We start from the raw sequence: 13,212 nt of genomic DNA on the forward strand, positions 1-13,212 counted from the left end.
CTTTAGTAATAGTTCTTGGCTTGGTTGATCGGAATTTCTTTAATTTTCACGACCTTGTTTTTGTCAATTTGACTAAAATCCAATTCGTTATAATAGATAAGTTGCCAGTTGCCTTCATGGTCTTCTGCCAAGGCGCTTAAGGTTTCTACCCAATCTCCAGAATTATAATAGTCTATCCCCTCAATCCTTCTGATTTCGGCTTTGTGGATGTGGCCACAGATTATACCATCACAATTTTTTGATTTGGCAATTTTGCAAAGCTCTTTTTCAAAATCATCTATATAAGTAACCGCAGATTTAACCTTTGATTTCACATATTGAGAAAGGGAAAAATAGGGAAGGCCTTTTTTGCGACGATAAAGGTTTACTTGGGTATTGAGCCAGAGTAAAAAAGTATAGCCAATATCTCCAAGGTAAGCGATCCAGCGAAGGTTGGTGGTAATATTGTCAAATACATCTCCATGAGTAATGAAATACCTTCTTCCATGACTTTCATAGACCATGTCTTTGAGAATTGAAAGTCTGCCAATCTCTAGGGGAAGTATCTGATCCAAAAAATCATCATGATTGCCTCTCAGGTAAAACACCTTGGTGCTGTTACCATCAATCATTTTCAATATTCTATTGAATACTCTGGTGTGCTTCCGCTTCCAGCTTCCTGATTTTTTAAGTTGCCATCCATCTATAATGTCTCCATTGAGAATCAGGTTTTCGCATTTGTATTGCTTTAAAAACCTTACCACTTCTTTGGCTTTGGAGCCTTTGGTTCCAAGGTGGATGTCAGAAAGAATAATTGTTTTAAAATCTGTTTCCAAAATGAATTGTTTTGGAAGCAATTTAATTAGCTTAAATTAACTGATAATGAAGTGATTATTATATAAGTGCTACCTTAATGAAGGTATTATGGGTAGGTGTGAAGAAAATGTTAATGGAAAAACTCAAACATTAGAAAGAAGGAATTTAATCGAGTAGCAAAATAAGCAAAATCAGGCGTTAAAGATTAATTTAAAGACAGTACCTTCCCCTACCTTCGACTTTACCTGTAAGTTACCTTTGTGTCTACGCATTATTTGCTTGGATAAACTTAGGCCTATCCCTGAGCCTTTTTGCTTGGTAGTGAAAAATGGAATGAAAATCTTGTTCATGGCTTCTTCCTCTATTCCTTTACCAGTATCCTTTACTTCAATAATGATTTTGCCATTGTCATCAATAAAGGCACCTAGTTTAATTTCTTTTAGCTCCGTGTCTTCTACAGCATGAATGGCATTTTGAGTCAAATTGATAAGTACCTGCTCTATCAAAGCACAATCTGCAAAAAGCAGCAGATCATTGGGGAGGATCTCTTTGGTGAATTTTATTTCCTTTTCTTCAAGCTGATTTTGAAAAAGTATGTCCAGTCGGTCAAATAGCTCTCTTATTTTTATTGCAGTAAACTTAGGTGTTGGCACATGAGCAAGGCTTCTAAAATCGCTTACAAAATTGATCAGCCCTTCACTTCTTTTTTCTATGGTGGAAATACCCATTTGATAATCCTGCAAATCTTCTTGTTCTACAGAACCTTTGCTTTTGATTTTACTTTTAAGGTCTGAACTAATGGTTGCTGCCAATGAGGAGATAGGAGCAATTGAATTCATTATTTCATGGGTGAGTACACGAATGAGGTTTTGCCAGGCCTCCATTTCCTTCTCCTCAAGTTCACTTTGGATATTCTGTAAGGATACCAACTTGAATTTAACATCCCTTAATACCAATTCAATGGCATACACGGACAATTGCATAATTCCATCAGGATGCGCAATTTTGATAAGTTCGCTTCCCCCTGTTCTCAGATGGTCTATGGCTTGGTACAGCTCCTTATTGATTTTCGAGATCTCTTGAATATGGTTTAATTTATCTATGTTCAGCATGCGCTTGGCTGCAGTGTTTAAAATCTGAACACTGCCATCTGCTTCAAAGGTGATAAGGCCTATACTAAGATGTTGAAATACAGTGCGGAAATATTGGAAGTTGGCTTCTTTCTCTAGTTGGTCTTCTTTAAGTTTGGCTAGAATGGCATTGAATTCAATGTGCAAATCATCTGTTTCAGTTCCATCAAACTTTACAGGATATACGGTAGAATAATTGTTCTGTTTGATGTTATCGAGGAATTGCCTGACTTTTTTGAAACTGCTCTCTGCGTACCTTATCAGGAGAATCAATTGCACGAAGGTGAGAATGAAAAACAAAGAAATGGCAAATGCACCTGCATCCTTGGTGATAATGTAAGCCAGGAAAAACAGACTCAATGCAAGCACAAAGACCCTTCCTAGTAAACCGATTTTATAATCCATATTTTTCCAACCTTCTATAAAGTGAAGCCCTTGTTAATCCTAATTCTTTTGCAGCCTTGGAAATATTGCCACTATTTTTATCTATAGCCTTTTGAATCATGTTCTTTTCCACCTCATCAAGGTTCAAAGAATTTGTATTGATCTTGTCATTCGTAGGTTTGGCCGAAAGGAAGAAGAAATCTCTGCTATCCAATTCCTCACCCTCAGCCATGATGATCGCTCTCTCAATCGCATGTTGGAGTTCCCTGATATTTCCTGGCCAACTGTACCTTTGTAATAATTGATGGGCACTGTGTTTTAAACCTTTGAATTGCTTTCGGTATTTACTGGCATAAACCTTCAGGAAGTGCTCTGCCAAGATAGGTATGTCATCCTGTCGGTCTCTCAGTGGAGGGAGAAATATTTCTACCGTATTGATTCTATAAAGCAAATCTTGACGAAAAGTGCTTTCTAAAATCATGTCATGTATAGGCATATTGGTAGCGCAGATCAATCGAATATCTATCGGAAGGGATTTATTGCTTCCTATTCTGGTCACCTCTCTTTTTTGAAGTACAGTTAGTAATTTAGATTGAAGTGGCATACTTAGGTTCCCTATTTCATCCAGAAACAAGGTGCCGTTGTCCGCTACTTCAAACCTTCCAGCCCTGTCTTCCTTAGCATCTGTATAGGCTCCTTTTTTGTGTCCAAAAAGCTCACTTTCAAAAAGGCTTTCTGTAATGGCCCCCATGTCAACGCCAACAAAAATCTCATCATGTCTCTCTGACTGCTCATGTATGGCCCTTGCTATAAGCTCCTTTCCCGTCCCATTCTCTCCTAAGATCAATATATTTGCATCCGTTTTTGCTACTTTTTCTATAATTGAAAAAACATTCTTCATAGAGGCGCTATGACCTATGATTTCAGAAAAAGGTTTTTTCATATCGGCCTGCAATTGTTTCTGCCGACTAGAAAGTTTGTCCACTTGATTGTAACTCTCTTTGAGCTTGATTGCTGCTGATAAAGTAGCTATCAATTTTTCATTCTGCCATGGCTTTAGGATAAAATCCGTAGCTCCTTCTTTAAGTGCTTGCACAGCCATTTCTACATCCCCAAAGGCGGTGATTAAGATGACGACTGCTTTTGGATCGATTTCCTTGATTTTTCTAAGCCAGTGAAATCCTTCTTTGCCAGAAGTGGTGTCCTCAGTAAAATTCATGTCGAGTAATACGACATCATAATTATTATTATTGATCAAAAAGGGGATTCTTCTCGGATCCTTTTCTATGAAAACTTCCCGGGCATGTTTTTTCAACAACATTTTGGCCGCAAAAAGAAGGTCCTCATTGTCATCTACAATTAATATTTTGCCTAAATTTTTCTCCTCCATTGTTTTTGATTTAATAGTGCTGAAAGTATGCCAACAATTTATTCCTCAATTTAGCAAAAATTGTACGTTTTCTTCAGATAAAACGTACGAAAATGAACATTTTCTTTTCGTTTTCGAACACTATTACAATCCTTAGACCTTATTTTTTAATAGCCTGATATTTCTGTTACCTTTGTGCATCAAACAAAAAAATACAAACTATGTCTGTAGCAACTAAAGGAAATACCGTAAAGGTACACTACACAGGAAAACTGAAAGACGGAACTATATTCGATTCTTCACAAGATAGAGAACCTTTGGAGTTCGTTTTGGGAGATGGAAAAATGATAAAAGGATTTGACGTTGCCGTAGAAGGCATGAAAGTAGGAGACGATAAAAGTGTTACGATTCCAACTGATGATGCTTATGGTCCTAAAAGAGAAGACATGATGTTGGATGTTCCCTTGGATCAAGTGCCAGCTGAAATCAAACCTGAAGTAGGAATGGATTTATCTATCCAAAACCAACAAGGTCAACCGACTCCTGTGAAAGTGGTACATATTGATGATACCAAAATCACTTTGGATGCCAATCATCCTCTAGCAGGTGAAGATTTGGTATTTGAAATTAAACTTGTTGAAGTAGTTTAATTTCATTCATTAAATAAATACAAAAAGGACTTGATATCAAGTCCTTTTTGTATTTCTATTCATCCAAATTGGCCTCTTTTTCCATTGTGCCATGAGGATTGGCATAAATACTTTTTGTCTTGTTGTACTTGGCATTACCAACTTCCACTACAAAGATTCTACTGTTAAGGTGGGTGAAGTCATAATTCTTTTGTAATCCATCATCCGGTAAAAGTTGGTCCTGTAGGATTAAATTCCCCAATATGTCAAAAATTTTCACATTGGTTAATTGAGCATTAGGTTTGTCAAGTACAAGCTTAAATTTTTTGTTACCTATAGACTGTAAGTTAAAATTGATGGTAGGGGTATTCAACTCCTTCGGGAATGAAATTTTTGTTTCAAAGGACCTACTAACACTCTGGGCCACAGCAGAAAATTTCCCCGGGAAGGAAAGGACTAAAAAAAGGAGTACAATTATCGTTAACCTAACGGTATATTTTTCTTCATTCATTAATGTGCAAATTGCAAAAATCGATCCGAATAATTTTAAAAATTCAACTTTAATTAATATAATTTAACAAAATTATAATTAATTAACGAACTATTTACCCTAAAGCAATAATATTTAGTTTGTTTTATGTAAGTGGTAGAATTTGGCCTGTATTAGAAATCTTTTGGTCGTTCAAATACAACCACTTTTTTTTTATTGGCCAATAGGAGTTGTTGATAGGACAAGGCCAGTTTATCTAAAGAATAACCCTCAGGAAGGGGAAAGAGTTTAGCTTTTTTTGTAAGGTAATTTGTTTTAAGTATTTCATTTCCCTCTACAGTAAAGAAGAAATCATCTTCAATTACAGCTCGTTTACTAGTCGAAAGGACTATTTTATCAATTAGATTGGCTTGATTATCAAAAATATACATGCCATCATTGGCTACCTGAAGAAATACTAGATTGTATCTTTCCATCAGCAATACTATATCCAGATCATTTTTCTGAATTATCGTATTGATGGATTGGGCTTGTAGAAGTTCGTTATTGCTGAGATTGATTTTTTTCAGTTTTAGGTCTGATTCGTCATAAACCCAAAGACTATTGTTATTTCCAGGGCTGGCATGACTTACCCAACCTAAAACACCTGTTTCTCCAATGGATTTGTTGATGATAGGGTTTAAGAACCTGTCCAGGATTTCAAATCGTTGTAAGGATGCACTGAAAAGGAAAAGGCTAACCGTATTGAAAGGGTCTAAATGTGTTACAGGTGCACTCAGGGAGCTTGCCAACTGATTAATCTTTTCTCCTTTAGAATTGTATTGAGAGAGGTATCCCTGCTTGTCAGTTATAAATACATTTCCTTTGCCATCTGTAGCTGTTTTATCAATGTCTGCTACCGTGACTTCCCATAACTTTACCCAATCCTCTGTCTGTCCAATAGAGGCCAAGGGGAGAAGAGTAAGCGCCAGAAACCAAGGGAGTATGAAGTCAATTCGCTTTAATCGCATAGCCATTGTACTGCTTTAGTTGAAAGCTCATGCCGTCGAATTCACCATAATAACATTGGTTGACCCATTCCCCAAGATTAAAATATACGGAGCTTTCATTTATGGGTAAATTCAAAGGCAGGTGCCTGTGGCCGAAAACATAATAATCAAAATGAATTTTGCTTTCTATCTCCTGGCTATATTGAAACAACCATTCATGGTCTTTTCCCTTATACTCATCTTCCTTTTTCAATTCATTGGTAAGTCTGCTGTTTTTGGACCATGCCTGTGCTATGGCGATACCAATATCTGGATGCAGCCATTTAAACATCCATTTGCAGGCACTGCTGGTGAAAAACTTTTTAAGAAGTTTGTATTTTTTATCACCTGGACCAAGACCATCTCCGTGACCGACAAGAAATCGTTTTTCGTTAATGATTATTTCTTGGGGATGTTGAAATACAGGAATGCCCAATTCTTCTGAGAAATAATCCTTCATCCATAAATCATGATTTCCCGTGAAAAAGAACAGTGGAATACCCTTGCTCCGCAACATTGTGATTTTGGCAAAAAACCTAAAGAATCCTTTTGGAATAACCTTCTCGTATTCAAACCAGAAATCAAATATATCCCCTACAAAAAAAATCGCAGCAGCATCTTTCTCAATTTCATCAAGCCATCTTACAATTTTTTCTTCCCTTTGTCTGCTGGACAATTCATCCGGCGTTCCTAGATGAAAATCAGAAACAAAATAAACTTTTTGTGCTCCTTTCAGAGCAATTATCATAGTGTTTTCTTGATTTGTAGCGCTTGGAGATGATGGCATGGCTAATTTATGGTCGATTTTACGGAATAAAATTACTGCTTACTACTAATTTATACTATCAAATTTTAAATAAAAAAAGGAGGGTTGCCCCTCCTGATTATTTACTGATTTAAAAGACATTGAAATTTAGTCTTTATTTTCTATAACATCCTCTTTTTCATCATCTGTATCAGAAGTCTGATCTTTAGGCTCTTCGAGGGTTTTTACCTCATCAGTGTTTTTGGTAAACTTCTCGTAAGTAGTCTCTTTGTCAAAAGGTCTTTTACCAATCAGGCTTTCTAAATCTGCCTGAAATAAGATCTCTTTTTCTAGGAGTTCCTTAGCTATTTTCTCCAACTCCATCTTTTTGTCTCTCAAGAGCTCTAGGGTTTTAGAATAAGCATGTTCTATCAATTTTCGAACTTCTTCATCTATTGTTTGAGCAGTATTCTCAGAGTAAGGTTTGTCAAATTTATATTCACCTCCTTTAGAGTCATAGAAAGATACATTGCCTATTTTATCATTCATCCCATATACTGAAACTATTGAATAGGCCATTTTAGTAATTCTTTCCAAGTCACTCAAAGCACCTGTAGAGATTTTTCCAAATGTAATTTCCTCAGCAGCTCTACCGCCTAATGCCATACACATCTCATCAATAAGCTGTTCTGTTTGATATAGAAACTGTTCCTTTGGAAGGTACTGAGCATAGCCTAGCGCAGCTATTCCTCTTGGTACAATACTTACTTTTACCAATGGATCTGCATGTTCTAAAAACCAACCGGCAACAGCATGTCCAGCTTCGTGGTAAGCCACAATCTTTTTCTCTTCTGGAGATATAATCTTGTTTTTCTTCTCTAATCCACCAATCACTCTATCCACAGCATCTTGGAAATCTTGCATGTCCACAGCGTTTTTATTGCGCCTAGCAGCTATCAATGCAGCTTCATTACAAACGTTAGCAATTTCAGCACCTGCAAAACCAGGCGTTTGAGCCGCTAATTTTTTTGGTTCAATGTCATCTGCTGTCTTGATCGGTTCAAGGTGAACTTTAAAGATGGCTTCTCTACCTACGATATCTGGTTTGTCTATGCTTATCTGGCGATCAAATCTACCAGCTCTTAAAAGGGCACTGTCTAGAACATCTGGACGGTTAGTCGCTGCAAGAACGATTACACCGGAATCCGTTCCAAATCCATCCATTTCTACTAAGAGGGAGTTTAGTGTATTTTCTCTCTCATCATTTGATCCTGGCATTTGACCTTTGCCTCTTGATCTACCTATGGCATCTATTTCATCAATAAAGATAATACAAGGTGCTTTTTCTTTGGCTTGCTTGAACAGGTCACGTACCCTAGCAGCACCTACTCCTACAAACATTTCTACAAAGTCAGAACCAGATAGGGTGAAGAAAGGTACACCTGCTTCTCCTGCCACAGCTTTGGCTAATAAAGTTTTACCTGTACCTGGAGGGCCTATTAGCAGGGCACCTTTTGGTATCTTACCACCTAATTTGGTGAATTTGGCTGGTGTTTTAAGAAATTCTACAATTTCTTCTACTTCTTCTTTTGCTTCGTCTAGTCCGGCAACATTGTCGAAGGTTATTTTCACCTTATTCTCTGCATCAAATAATTGAGCTTTGGATTTACCTACGTTGAAAATCTGTCCACCTGGACCGCTAGGGCCGGACATTCTACGCATCATCATCCAGAATAGGAAAAATATCAAAATCAAAAAGCCAAAGCTTGAGATCCAGTTGCCCCAACTTTCTTCTTCTTTAGCAGAGTACCCGATTCTTTCACTTTCTGGCAGCTTTTCTTCCAGTTGGGTATAATTCTCTATGAAATTATCGACCGAAGCGATTTTAATTTTATAGTGTGGTCCTGTTGGATTGGAGAACCTATTTTGACTTTCTAGTTCGTCTTTGTACCTCTGGTTTTCCAGAGCTTCCTCCTTGAGGGTGACTTCAACATAGTTTTGGTTAAATATGACGGTTACTTTTTTTACATCACTACTTAAAACCATGTCCTCAAAGCGTTTCATGGTAATTTCAACAGTGGCTGTATTTTGATTGAACCAAGTTACGCCGATGAGGACGATAACAGCGGTAATAATCAACCAGAGCTGAAAGTTTGGCTTTTGGGGAGGTTTAGGAACAAATTTTTTAGATTTATTATTACTCATATCAGTATTTTTAATGCTTAAATTTTTTTAAAACGAATTAGATAAAGGAATGTTTTTATCTACATGGTTATTGAGGATTAATTTTGGTGATCTTCGCATCACCCCAGAGCTCCTCTAATTGGTAAAATTCCCGCTTATCTTTTAAGAAAACATGAACAACTACATTTACATAGTCCAATAGAACCCACTGGCTGGTGCTTTTCCCTTCACTCATCCAGGGTTTTTCTTTATTCGCTTTGTAAACTTCTTCTTCGATCGCGTTGGATATACCATCCACCTGTGTGTCGGATGTGGCTGAACAAATCACAAAAAAATCAGTCATCGTGCTAAAGATATCCCTCAAGTCCATCATTACAATGTCAGAAGCCTTTTTATCTTCCATTCCTTTTACTATAACTTTGCACAGCTCTTCTGCCGTCATATGTTTATTTATGGTGTATTTTAAATTTATTTACTTTTTATCCATAACTTGAGATGAAACAATAAATATCCAGATTATGGGATGAAATAACTAATTATAGATGCATAAAATCCTTGCCAATACTGTTTTTTTAGGAAAAGAAATTATAAACCTGACAGACTGTCATTCTACTAACGAGGTTGCCCTTTCTATGGTTCGCTCAGGCTTAGCAAAAGATGGGGTAGTTGTTATCACCTCAAATCAAACCAAGGGCAAAGGGCAACGGGATAATAAATGGATATCCCCACCCAGTCAAAACCTGACCTTTAGCATGGTTTTTACCCCGAGATTTTTGTCTATTGATGAGCAATTCATGCTAAATATGGCGGTTGCAATAGGCGTTCAGCAGGGGCTTGATACTTTTGTAAAAGATGTCAAGTTGAAATGGCCCAATGATTTTTTTCTGCATGACAAAAAGTTAGGGGGAATGTTAATTGAAAACCGATTGCAAGGAAGGTTCCTTGAATCTTCAGTAATAGGTGTGGGAATCAATATAAATCAAATCGAATTTGATATAGAGAATGCTGTTTCCTTGAAAAGCTTAACAGGACAGGGATTTGATTTAAATCAAGTTTTGTTTTCAGTATTAGAAAAGGTAGAGCAGCAATACCTGAACTTAAAAAAGGAGTCTTATAAATCGATTAAAGACCAATATCAGCAGTTAATGTACTTGAAAGATGAGTGGGCAACCTATGATGATGGGGAAACTTTTAAAGGGAAAATCATTGGGGTTGGAAATTATGGACACCTTGAAATGTGTAAACAAAATGGAGAGGTAAGCCGTTATGAGCTTAAACAAATTAGGTTAGTTAAAAATAGCTGACTTTCATTTGTGTTCACTTATAACTAAATTTGTCAAAAATTTCCTAGAAACTATATAATTTTAAATATGTCAGCGACAAAATCACAGGAATACGTTCAATACAAGGTAAAAGATATCTCACTTGCCGCTTATGGGCGGAAAGAAATTCGACTTGCAGAGAGTGAAATGCCAGGACTTATGGCACTCAGAGAAGAGTTTGGAGAATCACAGCCATTGAAAGGAGCCAGGATTGCAGGATGCCTTCACATGACTATACAGACTGCTGTATTAATTGAAACTTTAGTTGCTTTAGGTGCTGAAGTTACCTGGTCTTCTTGTAATATCTTTTCTACTCAAGACCATGCGGCAGCAGCTATTGCAGCGGCAGGTATAAGTGTTTACGCTTGGAAAGGACTTTCTGAGAAAGATTTTGATTGGTGCATCGAACAAACCTTATTTTTTGGAGAGGAAAAAGCTCCTTTGAACATGATTTTGGATGATGGTGGTGATTTGACCAATATGGTATTGGATAAATACCCTGAATTGGTAGGAGATATAAAAGGACTTTCTGAAGAAACAACTACTGGAGTTCATAGACTTTATGAAAGGATGAAAAATGGTACCCTACCAATTCCTGCAATAAACGTAAATGACTCCGTTACCAAATCTAAATTTGATAACAAATACGGTTGCAAGGAATCTCTTGTAGACGCCATTAGAAGAGCAACTGATATTATGATGGCAGGTAAAGTGGCTGCTGTAGCTGGATATGGAGATGTTGGAAAAGGTTCTGCCGCATCCCTTCGTGGAGCGGGTGCAAGAGTTATTGTTTCTGAAATTGATCCAATATGTGCCCTTCAAGCTGCCATGGATGGTTTTGAAGTGAAAAAAATGATTGATGCAGTAAAAGAAGCAGACATTGTAGTGACTGCTACTGGAAACAAAGACATCATTACGGAAGCTCACTTTAGAGCCCTAAAAGACAAGGCCATTGTTTGTAATATTGGTCATTTTGACAATGAAATTGATATGGCCTGGTTAAATGGGAATTATGGTCATACTAAAGATGAGATCAAACCTCAGGTAGATTTATACAATGTAGACGGCAATGATATAATTGTTCTTGCAGAAGGTAGGCTTGTCAATTTAGGTTGTGCAACTGGTCATCCTTCTTTTGTAATGTCCAATTCATTTGCTAACCAGACCTTGGCGCAGTTGGAATTGTGGACCAATACAGATCAATATGAAGCTGGGGTTTATGTGCTTCCAAAGCATTTGGATGAAAAAGTGGCTGAATTGCACCTTAAAAAATTAGGCGTTGTGTTGGATGAATTATCCGAAGAACAAGCTGAATACATTGGCGTAAGCAGTAAAGGACCTTTCAAACCTGATTATTACAGGTATTAATTGGTTTTTAATATTTGATAAAGAAACCTCAACCTTAAGGGTTGGGGTTTCTTTATTTAACGCGAAATAGCCCGCAGCCTGTGAAAATGGGCTCAGAGGCTTTAACCCGAAATATGCAATAGACCTTCTATTACGTGATGGAATCACTTTAAAATCAGTCCCTTTGTTGCTATTTTCGACTTCACCATAGCGGTGATATGACTCAGTCTCCAAATAGCCTGATTTTATTGTGATTGCGACACTTCCCGTAAACACGGGACAGGCTTCACCCCTGACATTGTCAGGGCGGAGAAATCCTATTACATAATCCGGGTTTAATTTCTACCATTTCTTACCTTTTATGCAAATGTTTAAATAAAAATCACCTGGAATAACCAAGCCTAATGATTGATTCTGTAATTTGAAGAAATTATTTTAATTCGGATTGAAATTTGGGCTTTCCTGACTTATTTTTAAAAAGTATAACAGTTTTGGGAAGAGTGGGCATATTGGGATTTTTATTGCATCTCGTTGTGTTATAATTTAGCTTAACCAGCTGAGAAAAAATCGAATTGCATTAGCCAGAAATTGAATGGTTTTTAACTTAACTATTTAAAAGAACTAGCATTTTATGAAATCAATGTCTTATGTTTTTATCCGCTTAGGGATTGGGATTAGCATGTTAGGCCATGGCTTGGTGAGGATTCCAAAGCTAACTGCCTTTAGTGAGGGTATGCTTAAAAATTTTAAGGATTCACTTTTGCCTAACTTTATGTTGATTCCGTTTACCTATGCTTTACCGTTTGTAGAGTTTTTAATTGGCTTCCTTTTAATTCTTGGTTGGCAAACAAAAAATGCAGCAGTAATAGGTGGAGTATTAATGCTTATATTGATCGGAGGAACAAGTTTAATAGAGAATTGGGGTGCTTTGCCTTCTCAAATGATTCATCTGTTGTTTTTTGTTTTGGTTTATGAATTTAATCAGTCCAATACTCTGGCATTGGACAAATCGCAAGGCAGCAATTAGGACAATATGATTACAAAAGAAAACTTATCTAGTTACTTACCTTTTTTCTCAGATTTCCGACTTTTAGAGGCGCTGACAAAAGAGGGTAAGATTATGAACATTAAAAGTGGGGAGGCGATAATTGAGCCAGGCCAATTCATTAAAATGGTTCCCATATTACTTTCAGGGAGTTTAAAAGTTTTGCGTTTGGATGAAGAAGGCAAAGAATTGTTGTTGTATTATATAGACCCGGGAGAAACCTGTGCTTTATCCCTTACCTGTTGTTCTTCCTACAGGCCAAGTGAAATCAGGGCGGTAGCAGAAGAGGACAGTGTGTTGCTAAGTGTTCCTGTGGATCAACATGAAAAATGGACAGAAGAATTTAAACAGTGGAAAAATTATGTTACTGATTCTTACAGGATTAAATTTCAAGAGTTACTAAAAACCTTGGATGCTGTAGCGTTTAAGCGCATGGATGAACGATTGATGCGCTATCTGGTAACAAAAATGAAGCAATTGAAAACCAATGAGCTTTATACCACACATCAGGAAATCGCCAATGAACTTGGTACCTCGAGGGAGGTTGTTTCAAGGTTACTTAAACAGTTAGAGAAAAAGAAGTGGATCGAATTGGGTAGAAACGTCATCTATATTAGGGATGATTTTGAAGAGTTGATCAGTAAATTTAATTGATTAAATGAATTTAAATCATGCAATAGAATACCATTTACACGCTGAATAATTTTAGATTAAACGATTGTTGTTTTTAAAGTTACAAGCAAG

General features: G+C 36.9%; 13 protein-coding genes. 5 read left to right on the forward strand and 8 right to left on the reverse strand.

From position 1 onward, the window contains the following. Window positions 1-2: 2 nt before the first annotated feature. The 3 genes from CA2015_RS16665 to CA2015_RS16675 all read right to left on the reverse strand — a co-directional run bounded on the left by CA2015_RS16665 (window position 3) and on the right by CA2015_RS16675 (window position 3,699). Window positions 3-815 carry a UDP-2,3-diacylglucosamine diphosphatase gene (locus CA2015_RS16665; RefSeq protein ID WP_048644581.1) on the reverse strand — a complete coding sequence of 271 codons (813 nt, stop codon included), beginning with the start codon at window positions 813-815 and terminating at the stop codon, window positions 3-5. Window positions 816-986: 171 nt separating this feature from the next. After that, window positions 987-2,330: a sensor histidine kinase gene (locus CA2015_RS16670; RefSeq protein WP_048642927.1), complete on the reverse strand. Its 1,344-nt coding sequence runs from the start codon at window positions 2,328-2,330 to the stop codon at window positions 987-989. Then, window positions 2,320-3,699, reverse strand: a complete 1,380-nt coding sequence (locus tag CA2015_RS16675; RefSeq protein WP_048642928.1) for a sigma-54-dependent transcriptional regulator — start codon at window positions 3,697-3,699, stop codon at window positions 2,320-2,322. Before CA2015_RS16675 ends, CA2015_RS16670 begins: the two co-directional genes overlap by 11 nt. Before the next feature lie 200 nt (window positions 3,700-3,899). Here CA2015_RS16675 and CA2015_RS16680 point away from each other — a divergent pair, with 200 nt between their 5' ends. Continuing rightward, window positions 3,900-4,328 carry an FKBP-type peptidyl-prolyl cis-trans isomerase gene (locus CA2015_RS16680; RefSeq protein WP_048642929.1) on the forward strand — a complete coding sequence of 143 codons (429 nt, stop codon included), beginning with the start codon at window positions 3,900-3,902 and terminating at the stop codon, window positions 4,326-4,328. Between the two features lie 55 nt (window positions 4,329-4,383). Here CA2015_RS16680 and CA2015_RS16685 read toward each other — a convergent pair whose 3' ends face one another. The 5 genes from CA2015_RS16685 to rsfS form a co-directional block, all read right to left on the reverse strand. Then, window positions 4,384-4,818 carry a T9SS type A sorting domain-containing protein gene (locus tag CA2015_RS16685; protein WP_048642930.1) on the reverse strand — a complete coding sequence of 145 codons (435 nt, stop codon included), beginning with the start codon at window positions 4,816-4,818 and terminating at the stop codon, window positions 4,384-4,386. 152 nt (window positions 4,819-4,970) lie between these two features. Further along, window positions 4,971-5,813: a hypothetical protein gene (locus CA2015_RS16690; protein WP_048642931.1), complete on the reverse strand. Its 843-nt coding sequence runs from the start codon at window positions 5,811-5,813 to the stop codon at window positions 4,971-4,973. Beyond that, window positions 5,788-6,573, reverse strand: a complete 786-nt coding sequence (locus tag CA2015_RS16695; protein ID WP_048644582.1) for a UDP-2,3-diacylglucosamine diphosphatase — start codon at window positions 6,571-6,573, stop codon at window positions 5,788-5,790. Before CA2015_RS16695 ends, CA2015_RS16690 begins: the two co-directional genes overlap by 26 nt. Before the next feature lie 165 nt (window positions 6,574-6,738). Then, window positions 6,739-8,775, reverse strand: coding sequence for an ATP-dependent zinc metalloprotease FtsH (gene ftsH / locus CA2015_RS16700; protein ID WP_048642932.1), 2,037 nt, complete (start codon window positions 8,773-8,775; stop codon window positions 6,739-6,741). Between the two features lie 67 nt (window positions 8,776-8,842). Beyond that, the gene (gene rsfS, locus CA2015_RS16705; RefSeq protein ID WP_048642933.1) at window positions 8,843-9,196 is read right to left on the reverse strand and encodes a ribosome silencing factor; all 354 of its coding nucleotides are present in this window, start codon (window positions 9,194-9,196) and stop codon (window positions 8,843-8,845) included. 100 nt (window positions 9,197-9,296) lie between these two features. On the opposite strand from rsfS, the gene CA2015_RS16710 reads away from it, so the two are divergent. From CA2015_RS16710 to CA2015_RS16725, 4 genes are all read left to right on the forward strand, one after another. Further along, window positions 9,297-10,058, forward strand: coding sequence for a biotin--[acetyl-CoA-carboxylase] ligase (locus CA2015_RS16710; RefSeq protein ID WP_048642934.1), 762 nt, complete (start codon window positions 9,297-9,299; stop codon window positions 10,056-10,058). 66 nt (window positions 10,059-10,124) lie between these two features. Next, window positions 10,125-11,444, forward strand: coding sequence for an adenosylhomocysteinase (gene ahcY, locus CA2015_RS16715; RefSeq protein ID WP_048642935.1), 1,320 nt, complete (start codon window positions 10,125-10,127; stop codon window positions 11,442-11,444). Between the two features lie 610 nt (window positions 11,445-12,054). After that, window positions 12,055-12,450 (forward strand): DoxX family membrane protein, encoded by a 396-nt coding sequence (locus tag CA2015_RS16720; RefSeq protein WP_048642936.1) that lies wholly within the window; start codon window positions 12,055-12,057, stop codon window positions 12,448-12,450. 9 nt (window positions 12,451-12,459) lie between these two features. Next, window positions 12,460-13,122, forward strand: coding sequence for a Crp/Fnr family transcriptional regulator (locus tag CA2015_RS16725; RefSeq protein WP_157470608.1), 663 nt, complete (start codon window positions 12,460-12,462; stop codon window positions 13,120-13,122). The last annotated feature ends 90 nt before the right edge of the window (window positions 13,123-13,212 follow it).

Origin of the sequence: Cyclobacterium amurskyense (assembly GCF_001050135.1) — a bacterium.
GTDB lineage: Bacteria > Bacteroidota > Bacteroidia > Cytophagales > Cyclobacteriaceae > Cyclobacterium > Cyclobacterium amurskyense.

Coding starts and splice junctions, on each gene's coding strand:
- CA2015_RS16685 (WP_048642930.1), bottom strand. CDS start 4,818: ATGAATGAAGAAAAATATACCGTTAGGTTAACGATAATTGTACTCCTT.
- CA2015_RS16695 (WP_048644582.1), bottom strand. CDS start 6,573: ATGATAATTGCTCTGAAAGGAGCACAAAAAGTTTATTTTGTTTCTGAT.
- ftsH (WP_048642932.1), bottom strand. CDS start 8,775: ATGAGTAATAATAAATCTAAAAAATTTGTTCCTAAACCTCCCCAAAAG.
- CA2015_RS16710 (WP_048642934.1), top strand. CDS start 9,297: ATGCATAAAATCCTTGCCAATACTGTTTTTTTAGGAAAAGAAATTATA.
- CA2015_RS16675 (WP_048642928.1), bottom strand. CDS start 3,699: ATGGAGGAGAAAAATTTAGGCAAAATATTAATTGTAGATGACAATGAG.
- rsfS (WP_048642933.1), bottom strand. CDS start 9,196: ATGACGGCAGAAGAGCTGTGCAAAGTTATAGTAAAAGGAATGGAAGAT.
- ahcY (WP_048642935.1), top strand. CDS start 10,125: ATGTCAGCGACAAAATCACAGGAATACGTTCAATACAAGGTAAAAGAT.
- CA2015_RS16690 (WP_048642931.1), bottom strand. CDS start 5,813: ATGGCTATGCGATTAAAGCGAATTGACTTCATACTCCCTTGGTTTCTG.
- CA2015_RS16680 (WP_048642929.1), top strand. CDS start 3,900: ATGTCTGTAGCAACTAAAGGAAATACCGTAAAGGTACACTACACAGGA.
- CA2015_RS16670 (WP_048642927.1), bottom strand. CDS start 2,330: ATGGATTATAAAATCGGTTTACTAGGAAGGGTCTTTGTGCTTGCATTG.
- CA2015_RS16720 (WP_048642936.1), top strand. CDS start 12,055: ATGAAATCAATGTCTTATGTTTTTATCCGCTTAGGGATTGGGATTAGC.